General features: G+C 72.0%; 18 protein-coding genes. 7 read left to right on the top strand and 11 right to left on the bottom strand.

Features of this window, described 5'->3' with window-relative positions; all coding sequences use genetic code 11:
- Positions 1–2 precede the first annotated feature (2 nt).
- Positions 3–1,997 (bottom strand): PhoX family phosphatase, encoded by a 1,995-nt coding sequence (locus tag Q0967_RS10540; RefSeq protein WP_298751510.1) that lies wholly within the window; start codon positions 1,995–1,997, stop codon positions 3–5.
- A gap of 176 nt (positions 1,998–2,173) precedes the next feature.
- Between Q0967_RS10540 and Q0967_RS10535 the strand changes: the two genes are divergently transcribed.
- The gene (locus Q0967_RS10535; protein WP_298751512.1) at positions 2,174–3,169 is read left to right on the top strand and encodes a hypothetical protein; all 996 of its coding nucleotides are present in this window, start codon (positions 2,174–2,176) and stop codon (positions 3,167–3,169) included.
- On the opposite strand, the gene Q0967_RS10530 is transcribed toward Q0967_RS10535, so the two are convergent.
- Positions 3,139–5,916, bottom strand: a complete 2,778-nt coding sequence (locus tag Q0967_RS10530) for an MMPL family transporter (protein ID WP_298751514.1) — start codon at positions 5,914–5,916, stop codon at positions 3,139–3,141. The two genes, Q0967_RS10535 and Q0967_RS10530, sit on opposite strands and share 31 nt — an antisense overlap.
- A gap of 18 nt (positions 5,917–5,934) precedes the next feature.
- Positions 5,935–6,603: a TetR/AcrR family transcriptional regulator gene (locus Q0967_RS10525; protein WP_298751516.1), complete on the bottom strand. Its 669-nt coding sequence runs from the start codon at positions 6,601–6,603 to the stop codon at positions 5,935–5,937.
- Positions 6,604–7,002: 399 nt separating this feature from the next.
- On the opposite strand from Q0967_RS10525, the gene Q0967_RS17450 reads away from it, so the two are divergent.
- Positions 7,003–8,652: an extracellular solute-binding protein gene (locus tag Q0967_RS17450; RefSeq protein ID WP_367181619.1), complete on the top strand. Its 1,650-nt coding sequence runs from the start codon at positions 7,003–7,005 to the stop codon at positions 8,650–8,652.
- A gap of 36 nt (positions 8,653–8,688) precedes the next feature.
- Here the strand turns inward: Q0967_RS17450 and rarD are convergent, their stop codons facing one another.
- The 5 genes from rarD to Q0967_RS10500 are packed head-to-tail and all read right to left on the bottom strand — an operon-like array spanning position 8,689 to position 14,264.
- Positions 8,689–9,639: an EamA family transporter RarD gene (rarD, locus tag Q0967_RS10520; RefSeq protein WP_298751518.1), complete on the bottom strand. Its 951-nt coding sequence runs from the start codon at positions 9,637–9,639 to the stop codon at positions 8,689–8,691.
- Between the two features lie 9 nt (positions 9,640–9,648).
- A complete protein-coding gene (locus Q0967_RS10515) occupies positions 9,649–10,860 on the bottom strand; it encodes a 2-oxoacid:ferredoxin oxidoreductase subunit beta (protein WP_298751520.1) in 1,212 nt (403 codons plus the stop codon).
- Complete coding sequence (locus Q0967_RS10510; RefSeq protein WP_298751522.1) at positions 10,857–12,752, bottom strand: 2-oxoacid:acceptor oxidoreductase subunit alpha; 1,896 nt, start codon at positions 12,750–12,752, stop codon at positions 10,857–10,859. The genes Q0967_RS10515 and Q0967_RS10510 overlap by 4 nt, the downstream gene beginning before the upstream one ends.
- A gap of 60 nt (positions 12,753–12,812) precedes the next feature.
- On the bottom strand, positions 12,813–13,133 hold the full coding sequence (locus tag Q0967_RS10505) for a TraR/DksA family transcriptional regulator (protein WP_298751524.1): 321 nt from the start codon (positions 13,131–13,133) through the stop codon (positions 12,813–12,815).
- Positions 13,134–13,169: 36 nt separating this feature from the next.
- A complete protein-coding gene (locus Q0967_RS10500; RefSeq protein ID WP_298751526.1) occupies positions 13,170–14,264 on the bottom strand; it encodes a peptidoglycan bridge formation glycyltransferase FemA/FemB family protein in 1,095 nt (364 codons plus the stop codon).
- 71 nt (positions 14,265–14,335) lie between these two features.
- Here Q0967_RS10500 and Q0967_RS10495 point away from each other — a divergent pair, with 71 nt between their 5' ends.
- Positions 14,336–15,301, top strand: a complete 966-nt coding sequence (locus tag Q0967_RS10495; RefSeq protein WP_298751528.1) for an SDR family NAD(P)-dependent oxidoreductase — start codon at positions 14,336–14,338, stop codon at positions 15,299–15,301.
- Positions 15,302–15,303: 2 nt separating this feature from the next.
- On the opposite strand, the gene Q0967_RS10490 is transcribed toward Q0967_RS10495, so the two are convergent.
- The gene (locus Q0967_RS10490) at positions 15,304–15,816 is read right to left on the bottom strand and encodes a low molecular weight protein-tyrosine-phosphatase (protein ID WP_298751530.1); all 513 of its coding nucleotides are present in this window, start codon (positions 15,814–15,816) and stop codon (positions 15,304–15,306) included.
- A gap of 42 nt (positions 15,817–15,858) precedes the next feature.
- On the opposite strand from Q0967_RS10490, the gene Q0967_RS10485 reads away from it, so the two are divergent.
- From Q0967_RS10485 to Q0967_RS10470, 4 genes are all read left to right on the top strand, one after another.
- A complete protein-coding gene (locus tag Q0967_RS10485) occupies positions 15,859–16,608 on the top strand; it encodes a fructosamine kinase family protein (RefSeq protein ID WP_298751533.1) in 750 nt (249 codons plus the stop codon).
- A 76-nt stretch (positions 16,609–16,684) separates the two neighbouring features.
- Complete coding sequence (locus Q0967_RS10480) at positions 16,685–18,175, top strand: serine hydrolase (protein WP_298751536.1); 1,491 nt, start codon at positions 16,685–16,687, stop codon at positions 18,173–18,175.
- Between the two features lie 11 nt (positions 18,176–18,186).
- Positions 18,187–18,543 (top strand): NADH-quinone oxidoreductase subunit A, encoded by a 357-nt coding sequence (locus Q0967_RS10475; RefSeq protein WP_298751539.1) that lies wholly within the window; start codon positions 18,187–18,189, stop codon positions 18,541–18,543.
- A 13-nt stretch (positions 18,544–18,556) separates the two neighbouring features.
- Positions 18,557–19,156 (top strand): NADH-quinone oxidoreductase subunit B, encoded by a 600-nt coding sequence (locus Q0967_RS10470; RefSeq protein WP_298751541.1) that lies wholly within the window; start codon positions 18,557–18,559, stop codon positions 19,154–19,156.
- A gap of 6 nt (positions 19,157–19,162) precedes the next feature.
- Here the strand turns inward: Q0967_RS10470 and Q0967_RS10465 are convergent, their stop codons facing one another.
- A complete protein-coding gene (locus Q0967_RS10465; RefSeq protein ID WP_298751544.1) occupies positions 19,163–19,780 on the bottom strand; it encodes an OmpA family protein in 618 nt (205 codons plus the stop codon).
- Positions 19,777–20,406: a hypothetical protein gene (locus tag Q0967_RS10460; protein ID WP_298751547.1), complete on the bottom strand. Its 630-nt coding sequence runs from the start codon at positions 20,404–20,406 to the stop codon at positions 19,777–19,779. Before Q0967_RS10460 ends, Q0967_RS10465 begins: the two co-directional genes overlap by 4 nt.
- Positions 20,407–20,497: the final 91 nt, after the last annotated feature.

The raw sequence follows: 20,497 nt of genomic DNA, 5'->3' as shown, positions 1-20,497 counted from the left end.
GCTCAGCGCCGGCGCCGCCCCGGGTAGACGTGCGCCACGCCGGGTCGGGGGACGCTGTCGCCGAGGTAGGGGTAGGCGCTGGAGCCGCCCTCCCCGGGGTGCTGCACGCTGACGAGCACCGAGCGGTCCGTCCAGGAGATGACCGGCCCGCAGCACTCGGCGCCGGTGGGCACCGAGAGGAACTGCTGGACGAGGCCGCGGTCGCGCCCCGTGGTCGGCATGCGGAAGAGGCCGTCGCAGGTGCCGATGGTGCCGGGGGCGCCGTCGGTGCTGATCCACAGGTGGCCGGGCTCGCCGTCGAAGGCGACGTTGTCCGGGCAGCTGATGGGGGTGACCTCGCGCCGGTCGAGGCCGGAGAAGTAGGTGCTGGGGTCGGAGGGGTCGCCGGCGACGAGGACGATCCGCCACCGGAACCGCAGCGCGGCGGCGTCGTCCCCGGCCTCGCGCCACTCGATGACGTGACCGAACTTGTTGTTGGCCCGCGGGTTGGCCTCGTCGATCTGGCCCGGCGTGCGCGCGGTGTTGTTGGTCAGCGCGACGTAGACGCGGCCCGTCGTCGGGTCGGGCTGCACGTCCTCGGGCCGGTCCATCTTGGTGGGTCCCACCCGGTCCGCGGCCAGCCGCGTCCAGGTGCAGACCTCCGCCACGCTCATGCCCTCGACCCGTGACTCGCCGCCGACCACGAGCGGCAGCCACTCGCCGTCGCCGTCGTACTGCCCGTCCTGCAGGCCGTCGCCGGTGAACCGCGCGACGTAGAGGTCGCCGTCGGAGAGCAGGCGCATGTTGTGGCGCTTGTCACCCTCGCGGTAGCGGCGGCGGGAGACGAACTTGTAGATGTAGTCGAAGCGCTCGTCGTCGCCCATGTAGGCGACCGCCCGCCCGTCGTGGGCCAGCCGGATGGTGGCTCCCTCGTGCTTGAAACGGCCGAGCGCCGTGTGCTTGACCGGGGTGGAGCCGGGGTCGTCAGGGTCGACCTCGACGATCCAGCCGAAGCGGTTGACCTCGTTCGGCTCCTCGAGCACGGAGAAGCGGCGGTCGGCCTGCTCCCAGCCGCGTCCGCCGGACGTGATGCCGTAGCGGGCCAGCCTGCCCTCGGGGTCCGGCGCGCCGGTGGCGTCGAAGTACTGGTTGACGTTCTCCTCACCCGACAGCACCGTCCCCCAGGGGGTGTCCCCGCCGGCGCAGTTGTTGAGCGTGCCCAGCACGCGGCGCCCGCGACGGTCGGTGCTGGTGCGCATCCACTCCTGCCCGGCGGCGGGGCCGTCCAGCGCGAAGGGGGTCCACGCGTGGATCCGACGGTTGCGGGTCCCGCGCCGCTGGTACGTCCACGGGGACCGGTCGTTCGTGCGGCGGACCTCGACGATGGTCATCCCGTGGGCGGCCATCTCGATCTCCGCCTGCTCCGGGGTGACCTCGCCGCTCCAGTCCGGGAACATCATCTCGGGGTTGGTGTACTCGTTGTTGACGACGATGACCCCGCGCCGCCGTCTCCAGCCCCGGTCGCCGTCCTGGAGCAGGGTGAGGTAGTCCGCGTTGTAGCCGGCCTGTCCCTTCTGCGCCTCCACGCTCTGCCGGTCGACGTCGAAGCGCGGGGCGCCGGGCTCGACGGGGTCGCCCCAGGAGATGACCGGGGCCCAGGTGAAGCCCTCCGGCACGACCAGGTCGTCGACGTCGGCCGGTGTGGGTGAGATGGAGGGGAAACCGCCGCGTCGGCCCTCCGTCCCCGGCAGGCCCCGCTCCGCCTCCCCGGCCGCGGCCGCCGTGCCCGGGGCTGCGGCCCACGCCACCCCCGCCATCGCGGCGGTGCCTCCGGCGAGCACCGTGCGGCGCGCCACGGCGGACTGCACCACGTCCCCGAAGTAGCTGTTGCTGCTCGTGTTGGGCACCGGCTGCGAGCAGGCGTCCCCGCAGCGGTAGCGACAGGTCGCGGCGCTGCGTCCGCCGGGGTGGGCGGCGAGGAGCGGCAGCAGGCTCCGGCGCCCGGTGAGCTGGCTCATGAGGGTCCTTCCGTTCGGGACGGTCCGGGCCGTGACCCCGGACGTCTGCGAACCTAGGCCCGGTCGATGTCCCTCCCGGCGTCGTCGAGGTGAAGGCTTGCGGTCGAGCCGGTGACGTCTTCGCGCCGGTCGCGGCGACTACGCTGGACCTCCCCCCGACCGGAAGGAGACCGGACGTGCGCCGCACCCTGGCCGGACTCTGGGCGATCCTGCCGCTGGCGGCCCTGCTGCTCGCCCTGACCGTCGTGCCGCCCCCGGACCGCGTCCCGACGCACTGGTCGGGCCGGGCGCCCGACGGCTTCGCGAGCGGGCCGGGCTTCGTCGCGGGGGTCCTCGCGACCGTGGTGGTGTGCACCGTCCTCGCGGCCGTCGCCTCCGTCGCGCGCCGCCTGGTCCCGCCGAGCTGGGGCCGCTGGGTGCTCACGGCGCTCGCGGCGGTCTCCTGGGGTGCGGTCCTGCTCTATGTCGTCACCGCGTGGCGGGTGGGCGTCGACGGCCCTGAGGGCGTCCGCGAGGGGTGGCCGCTGCTGGCCGTCCTGGGCGCGCTGCTCGCCGGGCTCGTGGGGTATGCCGTGCACGGCCGGTGGGTGCCGAGCGCGCAGGAGCTGGCCGACCTGGTCCCCGAGCGCTCCCGCGTGCAGCCGGTGCGTGGCCGGGCGGTGGAGCCGGTGCACCCGTGGGCCTCGGACGTCTCGTCCCGGACCCTGACGGTGCTGGCCGTCGGCCTGCTCGTGCTGTTCGCCCTCGTCGCGGTGGTGCTGGTCGTGGCCGGCGAGGGCGTGGTGCTGCTCGCGGTCGTCCTCGTCACCGGGCTGGGCGCGGGCGGGCTGGCGCTGCTCTGGTCGGCCGTCACCGTCGAGGTCGACGAGGACGGGCTCCGGGTGCGGTCGCGGGTGCTGCCGGTGCCGGTGGCCCGCGTGCGCGCCGAGCAGGTCGCCGGGGCGGACGTCCAGGACCTCGACCCGATGCACTGGGGCGGGATCGGGCTGCGGGCCCTCCCGGACCGCACCGCCTACATCGTGGACCGGGGCGGTCCCGGCATCGTGGTCTACCTGCGCACCGGGCGCCGGCTCGCGCTGCGGATCACCGAGGGTGACCAGGCCGCGCGGGTCGGCGCCCGGACGCTGCTGCGCGCCGCGGGTCAGCGGGTCGGGGCGGGCTCCGCCTCCTGACCGGGCGGGTCGCTCTGCTCACCGGCTCCGGTCGACGTCCCGAGGTGACGCTCGAGGTTGGCGCCCTCGACGTCCACGTCGGGCAGGATCCGGTCCAGCCAGCGCGGCAGCCACCACGCCCGCTCGCCGAGCAACGACATGACCGCCGGGGTCAGCGTCATCCGCACGAGGAAGGCGTCGACGAGGACACCGACGGCCAGGCCCAGGCCGATGGGTCGCACCATCGTCAGGTGCGCCCACACGAAGCCGGCGAAGACCGAGATCATGATGATCGCCGCGGCGGTGACGACCCGCGCGCTGTGGTTGAAGCCGGCCACGACCGCGTCCCGGGCCTCCCGCCCGTGCACGTGCTCCTCGCGCATCGCCGACACCAGGAAGACCTGGTAGTCCATGGCGAGGCCGAAGAGGATCCCGATGAGCAGGATCGGCAGGAACGACAGGATCGGGCCGGCCTCGTTGACCCCGAAGAAGCTGGAGGCGAAGCCCAGCTGGTAGACCCCGACGACGGCACCGAAGGCGGCACCGATGCTCAGCAGGAACCCACCGGTCGCCAGCAGCGGCACGACGACGGACCGGAAGACGAGCAGCAGCAGGATGAGGGAGAGTCCGACGACGACGACGAGGTAGATCGGCAGCGCGTCGGCCAGCTGCTCCGAGACGTCGATGTTCGCCACGGTCTGGCCGGTCAGCCCCAGGGTCGCGCCCTGGTCCTGCCCGATCTGCTCGACCGCGGGGCCGAGGCGGTCGACGAGCGCCTCGGTGGAGGCGTCGGCCGGGCCACCCTCGGGCTGCACCCGGAACGCGAGGACGTCACGGTCGTCGTTGACGCCGGCCGGCAGCACCTGCTCCACCCCGTCGGCGGCGGCCAGCTCCTCGCCCAGGTCGGCCTGGGTGGTGAAGAGCGCCGTGTCCCCCTCGGCGACCGGCTCGTCCAGCTCGGCCACGACGAGGACCGGGCCGTTGGCCCCGGCACCGAACTCCTCCCGGACGGTGTCATAGGTGGTGTATGCCGTGGAGCCGGCGGGCTCGGTCCCGCCGTCCGGCAGCCCGAGGCGCAGCTGCGCGGTGGGCCATGCCAGTGCGCCGACGACGAGGAGGACCCCCGCCAGCGAGAGCCACGGGTGGCGCTGCACGCGGGCGGCCCACCCGCGGCCGAGGTCGTCGGCCTGCTCGGTCGGGGACTCCTCGTGGCGCCCCTGGACGGCGCCGGAGCGCGCCCGCCGGGGCAGCACCCGCTCACCCATGAGCGAGAGCATGGCCGGGGTGAGGGTGATGGCGACCAGGACGGCGATGGCGACCGTCGCCGCCGCCACGATGCCCATGATGCCGAGGAAGGGGATGCCGGTGAGGGTGAGCGCGACGAGGGCGATGATGACGGTCAGGCCGGCGAAGGTCACCGCGTTGCCGGAGGTGCCCACCGCGAGCGCGATCGAGGGGGCGACCGGCATACCGCGGCGTAGCTGCTCACGGTGCCGGTTGATGAGGAACAGGGAGTAGTCGATCCCCACCGCGAGGCCCAGCATGAGCGCCAGCACCGGGGTGATCGACTGCATGTCGATGAACGCGGAGAGGGCGAGGGCGCCGGTCAGCCCGACCCCGACGCCGACCAGGGCCATGAGGATCGGCAGCCCGGCGGCGATGAGGCTGCCCAGCATGACGAGCAGCACGACGGCCGCGATGACCAGGCCGATGACCTCGCCCGGCCCGAGCAGGCTGGACAGGTCGTCGGTGATCTCCTTGGAGAAGTCGACCTGCACCCCCTCGCTCTCGACGTCGTTGCCGATGCGCTGGATGGCCTCGGTGGTCTCCGGCGGGATGAAGCCCTCGGCGTCGGCGACCGAGACCTGGGTGAGCGCGGTGGTCCCGTCCTCGCTCACGACCCGGAAGCCGTCGGTGAGGTCGGCGAGGCGGGCGGCCGCGGCCAGGTCCTCCTCGCCCTGGGCGACCTCGGCCTCCCCGTCCTCCAGCTCGGCGGCGCTGCTCTCCAGCTCCTCCTCGCCCGAGGCGAGCTCCTCCTCGCCGGCCTCGAGCTGCTCGCGCTGGGCGTCGATCTCGGCCTGGGCGGCGGCCAGCTGCTCCCGGCCGGCGTCGAGCTGCGCCTGCCCCGCCGCGATCTCGGCGCGGGCCTGCTGCTCGGCCTCCGGCGGGACCTGCCCGGCGGCGACACCGGCCTCGAGCTGCTCCAGCTGGGCGTCCAGCTCGGCCTGCGACTCCTCGAGGGTGGCGGCCTGCGCGTCGAGCTCGTCCTGCCCCTCCTCGAGCTGGGCACGCCCGTCGGTCAGCTCCTGCCGGGCCTGCTCGAGGTCGGCGCGTCCCTGCTCCAGCTGGTCACGTCCGTCCGCCAGCTGCTCGCGGGCGTCGGCGAGCTCGCTCCGCCCGTCCTCGAGGTCGCCCTGGGTGGCGTCGAGCTGGTCCTGGGCCTCGAACGGGTCGACCGCGGTGACGCCGTCCAGCTCCTCCCACTCCTGCACGGCGTCGGCGACGGCCGAGCGCTGGGCGTCGGTGAAGCCGTCGTCGCTGCGGAACACGACGGTGCCCGTCGTGCCCGCGGCGTCCGGGATCTCCTCCTGCAGCGTCTCCAGGACCGCCTCGAAGCGGCTGCCGGGGATGGAGAACTCGTTGGACAGCGGCTTGGCCATGGTGAGCATGCCGGTGACGGTGAGTCCGAGCACGGCGGCCCAGATGGCGACGACGCCCAGGCGGTGCTGGGCGCACCAGCGCCCCAGTCGGTGCAGCAGGGTGGCCACGGTGGTCCTTTCGGTGGGTCAGGCGGAGGGGGAGCGCCAGCCGTCGGCCAGCAGGCCGAGGGCGCGGTCCAGGTGGTCGTGGAAGCGGGTGACGTCGGCGGGGGAGAGCTGCTGGGGACGGTCGACGTCGAGATCCTTGAGCCACGCCTCCTCGGTGGCCTGGAAGCAGCTCATGACGGCCGAGGCCAGGGTGGCCACGAAGAGCGGGTCGGCCTCGGGCAGCGTGTCGTGCAGGCGCTCGCGCAGCCACGCGGCCATGTCGGCCCAGACCGTGCGCTCGAGGAGGACCGTCGCGTCGGTGTCCGCGGCGTGGCGGTTGAGGGCGACGAACCAGCCGAGCAGGTCCTCGGGGATGCCGTGCGTGCGGGTCAGTCCGCGCAGGGCGGTGACGGGGTCGTCACCGATGACCTCGGGGTCCAGCCGGGCGATCATCGCGGCCGCGTGGTCGGCGAAGACGGCGCTGAGCACCGCGGGGATGCTGCCGAAGTAGTTGAAGAAGGTGCGGCGGGACACCCCGGCCCGCTCGGCGACCTGGTCCACGGTGACGTCCGCGGCGGGGACCTCGGCGACCAGCTCGCGCAGCGCCCCGACGATCGCCTCGCGGGTGCGCACCTTGTTGAGCTCGCGGCGGCCCGGCGCCGCGGGGTCGGGCCCGCGGCCCCCCGCGGAGTCCGATCGCACAGTCACGCCCTTGAGCATACGAAACCCTGCACGGTGTGCAAAATTGCACCGCGTGCAGCAGGCCGACGACACCGCATCGCGACGGACGACCAGTCTGAAAGCGGACCCAGATTCGAGAGCGTGCGGGAGGTCCGCCGGTCGCTCCGAGCCCGCGTAGGCGAAAGAGCACGCCCTGAGGACGACAAGCAGTGTCGGTGAGGTGAACCGGGTCGGCACTCTTGACGGCGCCACTCTTGCAGGTTTGACGCCGCGGACATGGGATAACGAGCAAGTGGCGCCTCGCCTCACCCCCCCAGAGCGAGTACTTCTTTGGCCGCTGCCTTCGCAGAGCATGCGCTTCGCGTCTGGAACTACCTCTAGATTAGGTACTTTGGAGTAGGATCAGTCCAGTCCGTATCAGACAACATGAACTGCACTCCGTCACAGCGCCTTGTCTCCCCCGAAGTGTCCAAGAGGAGTCAAGCCGCAGAAGTGGGGACCTCAATGGTCATGGAATGGATCAGAACGGCTGCCTTGGTTGCCGGAGCGGTCATCGCACTAGTCGGTCTTTGCGTCACCGTCGCGCAGCTCAGACAACTCTACCGTCAGCGCGAGGAGGAACAGCGACGCTCTCGCCGCGAACATGCGTCTCAAATCTCCGCCTGGCTCTTGGATTCTCGGTTGGTGAAGCTGTCTAATATCTCCAACTTTCCAGCTGCGCATGTGTCGATTAGGACATATGACGAGGCTGGTGTGCAGCAATCATACTTCTACCAACGCTCTGCCAATCCCGGCCAGCATGTAGTGGGAAGAGCATCATCGGACTCAGTGTCCTTGTCTATTGCTTATACAGATAATAATGGCAGGCGTTGGAGAAGGAACAGGCATCTACGCCTAGAAGAGTTTGCAAGAACCTTCTCCATTGCGAGTGAGGTGGATTTAAAGGCGGGTCTTGAGGGCGTTCGACGGGAGTTGGAAGCCGACTTTGGGGTCCGTGCTATACATTTGAAACATTCAGGCGGACGCCAATTGAGGGCGGCGTTAAAGGCGGGCTTCGATGCGAAAACAACGCGTGTTCTAGACGCGATAGTGGGAGCCGACGACTGGTGCGGGGAGTTGGCTGCCGCCGAAGCCATACGAGCGATATCGCCCGCAAGGGAGATATCTGCAGGAAGTGAGACTTCACGGTATTGGAAGCGCCTGGAGAACGGCACTACCTACTATGGGGTTCCCGTCGCCCTCGATACAGTCGTGCTGCACGTAAATCGTGAACTTCTAGGAAGCGTCCAATTGAGGACTCTTAATGCGCTAATGAGAGCAACACACGAGTTTTCTGATAGCAACCGTACTCACGTAGGACTGACGGTCAGGAGCAGTTCGGAGTGGGGTCTCGAACCCTTCCTTTGGTGGCCATTCCTGCAAAACTTCCGAGTCTCCTTGTTCACTGCTGATCATGACCAGGCCTGGGGAAATGAGATTGGAGTCTCGGAGGATAACGACTCGGTCAAGAATTTGCAGAGCTTCAGGAAAAGCATGCAGACGCACCCTGACCTTCGAAGATTGGGGCCCGGGCACGAAAGGGCACGAGAAAGATTTGCAACTGGCGAGGCGGCGGTACTGGTCGACACCTTGGCAGCACGTCACTCATACGCGGCCATAGCCGATTCGGTCACTGTTGAACCCTTCCCTAGGCCCGGAAATTCCGCTCCAGGGGTCTACATGATACACACTGCTTTCGTTTCCAGTTTTGGGCCAAATCGGACTATTGCTCAAGATTTTCTTGCGACGATGATGGCAAACCGCGAGATATCCGAGGGGCTTGCTCGTGGGCTTGGCCTTCCAGTCCCATATGGTGATGCGGTCTTGGTGGCGGACGAGCATGCCAAGGTTGCTTACGAGGCAATTCAGGACTGTTGGGCTATGCCTAACGGGCCGCACGCCAACTGTTTATGGAGTTGGAGTTCAAATTTTCTGCGAGATGTTATTTATGGATCGGTTCCGGTCGACCTGGTGCTGAGACAATACTTGACTTCTGATACATGTGATTCGAAAAATTGCACCGCCGGCGCGCCGTAGATTGTGGATGTGGGTCCCGCGGTGAGTTAAACGTGATTATTCGGGGTTGGCGACGCATGAGGGCATTCTTGCGGCGCGACGCTCGGCCCGGGTGCGGCGCACCTGGCGGACCATGTCGGCGGACAGGACGACCAGGGCGACCCAGACCAGGGCGAAGCCGACCCAGCGGGAGGCGGGCACGTGCTCGCCGAGCAGCAGGACGCCGGTGAGCAGCTGCAGGAAGGGGGTGAGGAACTGCAGCAGGCCGATCGTCGACAGCGGCACCCGGCTCGCCGCGGCGGCGAAGAGCAGCAGCGGTACGGCGGTGGCCAGGCCGGTCGACATGAGCAGGACGGTGTGCAGCTCGCCGTCGCCGCCCCACGTGGTCTGCCCGGTCTGGTCGAGCCACCACAGAATGAGCAGCGCCAGCGGCAGCACCGTCGCCGTCTCACCGACGAGCGAGCGCAGCGGGCTGAGCGACACGCCCAGGCGGTTCTTCAGCAGGCTGTAGCTGGCGAACGAGCAGGCCAGGGCAAGGCTGATCCAGGGCGGCGAACCGTAGTCCACGGAGAGGTACACCGCGGCCGCGGCGCCGATGCCCACGGCGACCCACTGCAGCCTGCGCAGACGCTCGCGCAGGACGAGGACGCCGAGGGCCACGGTCACCAGGGGGTTGAGGAAGTAGCCCAGCGCCGCCTCGGTGACGTGCCCGGTGAGCACGGCGTAGGTGTAGATGCCCCAGTTGGCCGCGATGAACAGGCCGGCGAGCATGACCCCGCCCAGCCGCCGGGGGGTCCGGGCGAGCTGCACCATCCAGCGCAGGTCGCGGGTGAGGAGCAGGACCGCGAGGCACAGCACCAGCGTCCACACGATGCGGTGCGCGACGATCTCCCAGGGCCCGGACGGCCGGAGGGCGGCGAAGTAGAGCGGGAAGACGCCCCACAGGAGGTAGGCGAGGAAGCCGTAGGCCGTGCCGTGCTGCCGACGGCGTTCGGCCTCGTCCGTCACCGCCGCATCCTAGGGGGTGCCCTCGTCCTCGTAGACCTCCTCGCCCTCCTCGGCGAGCGCCTCCCCGGCCGCCGGCGTCGGACCCTCGGTGGTCTCTCCCTCGAGCAGCTGCTCGACCTGCCCCGGGCGGGTGCCGTCGACGGTCCAGGTGTCCCGGCCGCGCAGCAGCGCGTCGAGCGAGGCCGTGTCCCTGGTGGTCCCGGCCGTGGCCTCCTGCACCTGCTCGCGCACGCCGTCGTCGTAGGTGGGGCGCTCCACCTGACGGAAGATGCCCATGGGGACGGTCTGCATGCTCGGGTCGTCCAGGCGCGAGAGCCCGAAGGCGCTCGTGGGGTCCGGGTCGGTCGGGTCGTGCACGACGACGGTGTGCCCCGCGGGCACGGCCTGCTCCGGGACCACCTGCAGACGGCCCTCGGGGTCGCGGACGACGACCTTCGCCTCCGGGCTCCCCTCGGCGCCGATCCGCACCGGCTCGTGGGCGCGCAGGTGCGCCACCCGGCCGGTCGCCTCGTCCCGGTCCTTGAGCAGCTGGAAGGCGCCGTCGTTGAAGATCGGGCAGTTCTGGTAGATCTCGACCAGGGAGGTGCCGCGGTGCGCGGCGGCGGCCCGGAGCACCTCGGTGAGGTGGGCGCGGTCGGAGTCCATCGTCCGCGCGACGAAGGTCGCCTCCGAGCCCAGCGCGAGCGAGACCGGGTTGAAGGGGTGGTCCACCGAGCCGGACGGGGTCGACTTGGTCACCGCGCCGACGTCCGAGGTGGGGGAGTACTGTCCCTTCGTCAGGCCGTAGATCTTGTTGTTGAACAGCAGGATCGTGAGGTTGACGTTGCGCCGCATCGCATGGATGAGGTGGTTGCCGCCGATCGACAGGGCGTCACCGTCGCCGGTGACGACCCACACCGAGAGGTCCTCCCGCGAGGTCGCCAGGCCGGTGGCGATGGCCGGGGCCCGCCCGTGGATGGAGTGCATCCCGTAGGTGTCGAGGTAGTAGGGGAACCGGCTGGAGCAGCCGATCCCGGAGACGAACACGATGTTCTCGCGGCGCAGCCCGAGGTCGGGCAGGAAGCCCTGCACCGCGGCGAGCACGGCGTAGTCGCCGCACCCGGGGCACCAGCGCACCTCCTGGTCGGAGGTGAAGTCCTTCTTGGTCTGCTTCTCGCCCTCCCCGAGCGGGGGCACGCCCTCGGTGCCCCGGCGGGTCGGCAGGCCGAGCTCGGTGGTCATACCGTCACCTCCTGCGACTGGACCTCCATGAGGTTCTCGTGGACGACCTGCGCGAGCTCACCGGCGGTGAACGGCAGGCCCCGGACCTGGGTGTGGCTGCGGACGTCGACGAGGTACGTCCCCCGCAGCAGCAGCGCGAGCTGGCCGAGGTTCATCTCGGGCACGACGACCCGGTCGTAGCGGCGCAGGACGTCACCGAGGTCGGCGGGGAAGGGGTTGAGGTGACGCAGGTGGGCCCGCGCGACCTTCGCGCCGGTGGCGCGCACCAGCCGGGTGGCGGCACCGATGGGGCCGTAGGTCGACCCCCACCCGAGCACGAGGACGCGCGCCTCGCCGCTGGGGTCGTCCACCTCCAGGGGCGGTATGGAGTCGGCGATGGCCCCGATCTTGGCCTGCCGCAGGCGCACCATCCGGTCGTGGTTGGCCGGGTCGTAGGAGATGTTGCCGGTGACGTCGGCCTTCTCGATGCCGCCGATGCGGTGCTCCAGCCCCGGGGTGCCGGGCACCGCCCAGGGCCGGGCGAGGGTCTGCTCGTCCCGCAGGTAGGGGTGGAAGACCGGCTCGCCGCGCTCGTCGGTGGCGTTGGGCTCGGTGGTGTGCCGGACCGTGAGGTCGGGCAGCTGCGCGGCCTCCGGGATCTGCCAGGGCTCGGACCCGTTGCCGAGGTAGCCGTCGGACAGCAGGATGACCGGGGTGCGGTAGGTCGTCGCGATGCGGACCGCCTCCAGGGCGGCGTCGAAGCAGTCGGTCGGCGACTGGGCGGCCACGACGGCGACCGGCGACTCGCCGTTGCGGCCGTGCAGCGCCTGCAGCAGGTCGGCCTGCTCGGTCTTGGTCGGCAACCCGGTCGAGGGACCACCGCGCTGGATGTCGATGACCAGAAGCGGCAGCTCGGTCGCCACGGCGAGCCCGATGGTCTCGCTCTTCAGGGCCAGTCCCGGCCCGGAGGTGGTCGTCACGCCGAGGGACCCCCCGAAGCTGGCGCCCAGCGCCATCCCGACGGCGGCGATCTCGTCCTCGGCCTGCAGCGTGGTGACGCCGTGCGCCTTGAGCGTGGACAGCTGGTGCAGGACGTCCGAGGCGGGGGTGATGGGGTAGGACCCCAGCACCAGCGGCAGCCCGGTGCGGTAGGCCGAGGCCACCAGCCCCAGCGCCAGCGCCTGGTTGCCGGTGATGGTGCGGTAGGTGCCGGGCGTCATCGGCGCCGGCGCCACCTGGTAGCGCACCGCGAAGTCCTCGGTGGTCTCGCCGTAGGCGTGACCGGTGCGCAGGGCGGTGAGGTTGGCCTCGAGGATCTCCGGCGCCTGGGCGAACTTGGCGCGCAGGAAGGCCTCGGTCGAGGCGGTGTCGCGGGAGTAGAGCCAGGACAGCAGGCCCAGCGCCAGCATGTTCTTGGCCCGCTCCTTCTCCTTGCGGGTCAGCCCGTCGAACCCGGCCAGCGCCTCGACGGTCATCGACGTCAGCGGCAGGGCGTGGACGTGGTAGCCCGCGTCGGTGAGCGAGTCGTCCTCCAGCGGGTTGGCGGCATACCCCACCTTGGCGAGGTTGCGCCGGGTGAACTCGTCGGAGTTGACGATGACCGTCGCGCCCCGCGGCAGGTCCGGCAGGTTGGCCTTGAGCGCCGCCGGGTTCATCGCGACGAGCACGTCCGGTGCGTCCCCGGGGGTGGCGATGTCGTGGTCGGCGAAGTGCACCTGGAAGGAGCTGACCCCCGGCAGGGTGCCCTGGGGGGCGCGGATCTCGGCCGGGAAGTTCGGCAGCGTGGACAGGTCGTTGCCCAGGGCCGCGGTGTCGGAGGTGAAACGGTCGCCGGTGAGCTGCATCCCGTCGCCGGAGTCCCCGGCGAAACGGATGACGACGCGCTCGAGCTGGTGCAGTGGAGTAGAAGACATGTCAATAGACAAGACTACTCTCCCCTAATAGCGGTCGGGACAGCGCCGCGGCCTCGGGCGTCAGCCGTGGCGCACGCAGGTGGTCGCCCAGGGTCGCGCCTCGAGGCGACCCTCGGGGATGCTCTCGCCGCACACCCGGCAGCGCCCGTAGCTGCCGTCCTCGAGGGCGGCCAGGGCCGTGTCGATCCCGGCGAGGAGGTCCTGCAGGTTGTCGTGGGCGCTCACCGCGGTCAGCCGGTCGACGGCCATGGCGGTGCCGTCGCCGACCCGCTTGCCGAAGGAGATGCTGCCCTGGTCCTGGACGGGAGCGCTCAGCTGGTCCATCTGGGCGACGACCTCGGCCCGCTTGGCCTCCAGCTCCCGGCGCGCCTGCTCGTCCATCGGCCCAGCATGGCACGCCGCACGCCCGTCGGCGCCTCAGAGGACGTCGTCGGTGGTGCCGAACCTGCGGTAGTTGAGGTAGGACCGGCGCGCCTTGAGCGCCGTGCGCAGCGGGGTGCTCAGCGGCGACAGCGCGAGGTCGTAGGCCGGGAACCAGTAGCGCTGCGTCCCGAACTTGAGCTTCATCCGCAGGACGCCGAAGGAGTGCTTCTGCTCGTCCAGGAGCCGCGGGATGCCCCACAGGTCCAGCCGGGAGTAGCCGTGCTCGTGGGCGTCGGTGATCGCCGACCAGTAGAACGCGTCGGGCGCCTTGGCGTCCTTGCGCTTCTCACCCTCCGAGGGCGGGCGGTCGTCGCGCACCGACCCGCCGTAGAGGTAGGCGGTGGTGTCGCCGAGCCCGAGGAAGAACCCGCCCGCGAGCGCGCGCCCCTCGTGCCGGGAGAGCAGCAGGTAGGCCTCACCGCCGTCCTGGTCGGCCTCCCGCAGGAGCGTCTCGTAGTAGTGGCGGGGGAAGGCTCCCAGGTTGGACCGCTCGTTGGTCGCGGTGAAGATCTCCCAGAAGTCACCGAAGCTCGCGTCCCGGCCGGCCTGCACCCCCATCCGGGTGGCCGTGCGCACGTTGCGGCGGGCCATCTTGTGCAGCCCGGTGAAGACGGTGTCCGGCTCCTGGCTGGTGTCGATGAGGATGGTGTGCTCGGGCTGCTCGGCCTTGGTCCGGCGGAAGGGGCCGATGCGGTCGGGGATGACCGCCTGCTCGGCCGCCAGGTCCTCCTGCTCCGGGCTGTCGCCGGCGACGAGGGGCTCCGGCGGCTCGATCGTGAGGACGTGGTCGGTGCGCCGCGCGACCTGGCGGACCGCCCGGGCGAACTCCGGCAGCAGCGCCCGGTCGGCCAGGACCGGCCCGCGCGGGGCGTAGAGCGTGCTGACGCCCGGGGCGAGCGACTTGCGCATGAGCTGCACGGCTCCGACGGTGCGCCCGCCCTGGCGCACGAGGTAGCGCACCGGCTCGTGACCCAGCACCCGCCGGGCCTCGCCGTAGCCCCAGCCCTGCAGGGGGCTGCTCACCGGGAGGTCGAGCAGGGCTGCCATGTAGGACGCGCGGTCGGTGGCCGTCTCGAGGGTCAGGGTCATGGCGACAGGGTAGCCGCCGGGTAGGGGCCCTCCGAGGACGGCGAGCCGGGGCGCTGGCACACTCGGTGCCCATGGCGGACACAGTCGCGGGAGAGGCGGTCGAGGCCCTCGGGTGGGAGCACCTGGTGCCGCCCGACCTGCGCGGCCGGACCGTGGTGGTGACCGGGGCGAGCGACGGGATCGGGCGGGAGAGCGCCCTGCACCTGGCCCGCTGGGGTGCCAGGCTCGTCCTCCCGGTGCGCGACCGCGCCAAGGGGGAGCGGGTGCGCGCCCGGCTGCTGCGGGAGAGCACCGCCCCCGCGGCCGACCCGGTGCGGCTCGTCGATCTGGACCTCGCCGACCTCGGCTCGGTGCGGCGGGCGGTGGGCGACATCCGCGGTCTGCTCGACGGCGAGCGGGCCGACCTGGTCAACGTGGCCGGGGTGGTGTCACCGGGTCGCCGGGAGACCGTCGACGGGTTCGAGCTGATGCTCGGGGTCAACGCGCTGGCACCCATGCTCCTCACGGAGTCCCTCCTGCCCGTCGTGCGCGAGCGGGTGGTCCTGGTCACGTCGCACGCGCACACCTCGGGCCGGATGGACCACGAGGACCCCCACTTCCGTCGGACCCGGTGGACGCTGCCCCGGGCGTACTCCCGGGCCAAGCTCACCGCGATGCTGTGGGGGCTCGACCTGGGCGCCCGGATGCCGGCGGGCACCCAGGTGCAGCTGACGCACCCCGGCTGGGTGGTGACGAACCTTCAGAACGCCAGCGGCGACGCGCGGGTGGACCGGCTCGTCACCGCGGCGAGCCGGCCGCTGGCCATGACGGCCGCCCAGGGGGCCGCCGCCGTGCTCTTCTCGCTCACCCAGCCGCTGCCCCCCGGGTCCTACGTGGGGCCCGACGGGTGGCAGCACCTGCGCGGTCGACCGACGCTCATCCGGCGTTCAGAGCGGGCCCTCGACCGCCGGGAGGCCGCGCGGACCGTCGCCTGGATGCGCCGCGAGGTGGGTCTGGACGGGGACGCGCCCGCGCCGGGCGGGCGCGGTCCGGCCTGACCTCAGCGCCGGACCCGCTGTGCCGCGACGACCTCCTCGAGCCGGCCCTCGCGGAGGGCGGCGACCAGCCCGGCCACGGCCTCCTCGACCTGGTCGTACATCGCGACGAACGCCTCGCGGGACTGGCCCCAGGGGTCGGGCACGTCACGCACCCCGTCGCCCTCACCCGCGTCGGGGGCGAAGGCACCCAGCCGCACCACCCGCGCTGCCTCCTCGGGGGTGCGGGCCAGCGCCAGCAGGTCCTCCTCGTTGGAGGAGTCCATGGCGAGCACGAGATCGGCCCGGTCGAAGTCGTCGGCGCCGAACTGCGCCCCCCGGCTGGTGAAGGCGTAGCCCCGGCGCTCGCCCTCGGCGCCCGAGGCCGGGTTCGGCCGCTCACCCACGTGGTAGTCGGCCGTCCCGGCCGAGCTCACGCTCACGCCCTCGATCCCGGCCTCGTCCAGCGCGCGGACGAGGACGGCCTCGGCGGCGGGGGAGCGGCAGACGTTGCCCAGGCAGACGGTCATGATGTGCATGCCCCCACCCTCTCACCGGCGGGCGGCTGCGAGGGTGGGGCCATGACACGGGCGGACGGACCTTTCACCAAGACCCGCGCGGACGCGCCGACGCTGTTCTTCGACCGGGAGGCCGTGGGGCTGCGGGCGCTGGCCGCGGCGGGGGCGCGGGTGCCCGAGGTGCTCGGGGTCTCGCGCACCGGCATCAGCATCGAGCAGGTCCCGTCCGGGGGCCACCGCACCGCCGCCTCGGAGGAGGCCTTCGGTCGCGAGCTGGCCGCCCTGCACCGGACCACGGGGGACCGGTACGGCGCGGTGGACGGCGAGCCCACGGCATACCTCGGCGACTGCCCCGTCGACCTCGCCCCGTGCGACACCCTGGCGGAGTCCTGGCTCGACCGTCGGGTGGTGCCGCTGGCCCGCCGGGCCGTGGAGTCCGGCCGGCTCGACCCGTCGTCCCTCGCCGACGCCCGGGCGCTGGGTGCCGAGCACCTGGGCCCGGTCGAGCCGCCGACCCTGGTCCACGGGGACCTGTGGGCCGGCAACCGGCTCGTCGACGACCGCGGCCGCAGCTGGCTCGTCGACCCGTGCGCGCACTACGCCCACCGGGAGGTGGACCTCGCGATGATGCAGCTGTTCGGCGGGTTCAGCGGGCGGGTCCTCGCGGCCTACGTCGAGGCGTTCCCCCTCGCCGAGGGGTGGGAGCGACGGACCGCGGTGTTCCAGACGGTGCCGCTGCTCGTGCACGTCCTCCTCTTCGGCGGCGGGTATGCCGTGCAGGCGGGCGACGCGCTGCGCGCCGCCCGGGGCTGACCGCGCGAGGAGGGTGGGTCGCCCCTGCGACCCGGGGACGCTCGTGCTGAGATGGGGTGGGAGCGAGGAGGCGGTCGTGCGGCGGGTCATCGGTGGGGTGCTCGTGGTCTCGCTCCTGCTCGCAGGGTGCACGGACGAGTACGACGACGACGTCGCGGCCACGTCCACCCCGCCGCTGGTGGTCCAGACCGCCGCGCCCGAGGACTCCGCCGCGACCTCGCGGTCGCCGGAGGGCAGCGCCGCCCCGTCCTCGGCCGAGCCGGTCGGCCCGGGCGACTCGATCGGCGACGCCGAGCTGCTCGACGCGGTGGAGTGGGTGCTGGAGCTGCTGGAGGAGGACGCCGAGGGGCCGACCGTGGAGGAGGCCACCGAGCGCTTCGCCCCCGAGTTCCTGGACGAGGTCTCCCCGGTCGAGCTGGGCCTGGTGCTCGCCCAGGTCCGCAGCGCCGGGCCCTACGTCGTCACCGCCGTCGTCCCGAGCGCCGGGGTGGGCCGTGCCGCCACCCTCAGCCTGGCGGCGCAGGACCCACTGCTCATGACGGTCGGCGTGGACGAGCAGGGCCGCATCGCCACCCTGTTCCTCCAGCCGGACACCTCGGGGGAGCCGCCCGTCGTCGACGCCTGGCCCGACCTCGACGCCGCCCTCGCCGAGCTCGGCGGCACCAGCCAGGTGCTCGTCGGCCGGGTCCAGGGGGGCACCTGCGAACCGTCCTACACCACCCCGGGGGTGGAGCCGGGTGGCGACGCCGTCCCCAGCGCCTCGGTGGTCAAGCTGCTCGTCCTGCTCGCCGTGGCCGAGGAGGTGCGGTCGGGCGGGCTGACGTGGGACGAGGAGCTGACCCTCGCGGCGGACGTCATGAGCCTGCCCTCCGGCGAGCTGCAGGACCGCCCCGAGGGGTCCACGGTGCCGGTCCGCGAGGCCGCGGAGCTGATGATCTCGATCAGCGACAACACCGCCACCGACCTGCTCATGGACCGGGTGGGCCGGCGTGCCCTGCGCGAGGCCGCGGTCGCCGCGGGCCTGGACCCGACCGCGACCCTGCCCGTCCCGACCACCCGGCAGGTCTTCCAGCTCGGGTGGCAGGTGGACAGCGAGGTGCGGACGAGGTGGGCCGAGGCCCAGGTGCCCGAGACGCGCGAGGCGATCCTCGCGGACCTGCCCGACGAGCTCGACATCGCCCCGGAGACGGTGACCGAGCCGCGGTGGCAGGACGGCATCGACTGGTTCCTCACCGGCGCCCAGGTCTGCTCCCTGCACGCCCGGCTGCAGCAGCTCGCCGAGGACCCCGCCGGGGAGCCCGTGCGGGAGATCCTCGCCCGCAACCCGGGGCTGCCGCCGCCCGAGGGCGTGGGCTACCAGGCGTTCAAGGGCGGCTCCCTGCCCGGCGTGCTCGCGATGTCGTTCTACGTCGAGCCCCGGGACGACGCCGGCGAGGACCAGGACCCCGGGGCGCCGGAGGGCCTCGTGCTGGTCGTGCAGACGCGCAGCGCGGAGCCCGTCGACCCCCTGCGCGCCGCGACCGTCGTCGGTGCCGGCCTGCAGCACCTCGTCGACGTCGGCGGCTAGGCTGACCGGTGATGTCGGACTACGTCGTCGTCGCCCTGGTGACGCTGCTCGGGGTCGCCCTGGTGGCGGCCGGCACGGGCGCGCGCCGGCTGCTGGCGCCGAGCGACCCGACCCCGGCCAAGGTGACGACCTACGAGTCCGGGGTGGACCCCGTCGGCTCGGGCTGGGAGCAGGGCAGCGTGCGCTACCTCGTCTACGCCCTGCTCTACGTCGTCTTCGCCGTGGACGCGGTCTACCTCTTCCCCTGGGCGCTGGTGCTGCGCTCCGACCTCGGACCGGCCAGCCTGGTCGAGATGGGCCTGTTCATCGGCGTCCTCGTGGTGGCCCTCCTGCACGTGTGGCGCCGCGGTCTGCTGCGGTGGTGGTGACGTGGGCGACCAGGTGAGCGAGCGGCAGACCGTCAGCCTTCCCACGCCCCGCCTCGGGGCCCCGGTCGAGCGGGCCCCCCGCGCCGTCCAGGTCGTGCTCAACTGGGGCCGGAAGTACTCCCTGTGGGTCTTCAACTTCGGCCTGGCCTGCTGCGCGATCGAGTTCATCAGCGCCTCCATGGCCCGGCACGACTTCATCCGGCTCGGCGTCATCCCGTTCGCGCCGGGGCCGCGGCAGTCCGACCTCATGGTGGTCTCGGGCACGGTCACCGACAAGATGGCCCCGGCCATCCGCCGGCTCTACGACCAGATGCCGGAGCCCAAGTACGTCATCTCCTTCGGTGCCTGCTCCAACACCGGCGGCCCCTACTGGGACAGCTACTCGGTCACCAAGGGCGTCGACCAGATCATCCCGGTCGACGTCTACGTGCCGGGCTGCCCGCCGCGCCCGGAGGCGCTGCTGCACGGCATCGTCACGCTGCAGGAGCAGATCGCCGCGGAGACCCCGGGTCGCGCGCGGGCCAGGTCGCTGCACAGCTCGAGGTATGCCGACCGCCCCGTGAGCGGGGCGGAGGTCACCCGTGGCCTGGTCGCGCCGCCGGACCACGGGTGAGCCACCTCACGACCCCTCGGAGTACCTGATCTCCACCCGGCGGTTCTGCTGGCGGCCCTCGGGGTCGTCGCGCCCGTCCTCGTGGGTGTTGGGGGCGACCGGCTCGGAGGACCCCCGGCCCTCGGCGGTGATCCGGGACTCCTCGATGCCCTGCTCGACCAGGTAGTCGGCCACGGCCCGGGCCCGGTCCTGCGAGAGCGGCTGGTTGACGGCGTCGCCGCCGACCGGGTCGGTGTGGCCGGTGACCTCCACCGGTGCCTCGCCCTCCTCGAGCACGGCCACGACGGTGTCCAGGCTCCGGGTGGCGGTGGGGCGCAGCTGCGCGGAGCCGAAGTCGAAGAGGAACTGGTCGGAGAGCTGGACGACGGTCTGCTCACCCTCGTCCTCGGCGTCGAGGGCCTCCTCGAGCTCCTCGGTCCCCACGTCCTCGGGGTCGGTGTAGAAGAACGACACCGAGCTCCGCGGGGCCTCCCACGCGGTGTAGACCTCCACGGTCGACCGCGGCGGCTCGTAGTCCCCCGGCACGGGGGCGGGCTCACCGGCGGCCGCGGTCGGGCCGTAGGCACCGAGCACGACGAGGGCGCCGACGACGACGGCACCGGGGGTGCGGGTCGCGGCCCTCACGACGCCGCTCCCAGCGGGATCTCGAAGAGCAGGCCTTCCCACTCCGGGCCGAGGGCCTCGAAGTCGAGCGTCACCTGCTCCGCGTCGGGGTCCAGGCGGCCGGGGAACACCAGACCGGCGTCCACGCCCTGGCCGGGCTCGAGCGTCAGCCGCTGTCCGTCACCACCGGCCTGGACGGCGAAGGGGTGGACCCGGCCGCGGTCGTCGAAGACGCGTGGCTCGGTCGACCCGTTGCCGGAGCCGTACCACGTGTCGACGGGCTCGGTCCCGTCGTTGACGACGGTGACCTCCACCTCGAGGTAGTAGTCGTGGACGACCAGCCGGTGCACGGTGAGGGTGAAGGCGACCTCCTCGGTGCTCACCGACTCGCTCTCCTCGACCTCGACGGTCTGCTCGGCGGCGGGCTCGACGGTCGTGGCCTCCTCCGTCTCCTGCGTCTCCTCCGCCGCGGTCTGCGCGGCGTCCGACTGGTCCGTGGCCGGCTCCTCCTGCTCGGTGCCCTGGTCGGCCGCCGAGCCCGACGGCGGGTCCTGCGCGAACTCGGCCTGGTCCCCGGCGCAGGCCGACAGGCTGAGCCCGGCGGCCAGCGCGAGGGCCAGCGCCGTGGTGCGGGTCCTGGTGTGCATGGGTGCTCCTCGTGGTCGTGGAGTGGATCTGACAGGAGGTAGGTCGCAGGGACCGCCCGGAAGGTTGCACCGGGGTCGAGGCGGTGGTGCC

The sequence above is a fragment of the uncultured Serinicoccus sp. genome (assembly GCF_947500995.1).
GTDB lineage: Bacteria > Actinomycetota > Actinomycetes > Actinomycetales > Dermatophilaceae > Ornithinicoccus.
Note: the sequence above shows the minus strand (reverse complement) of the source record. Positions and strands in the feature narration are given on the sequence as shown.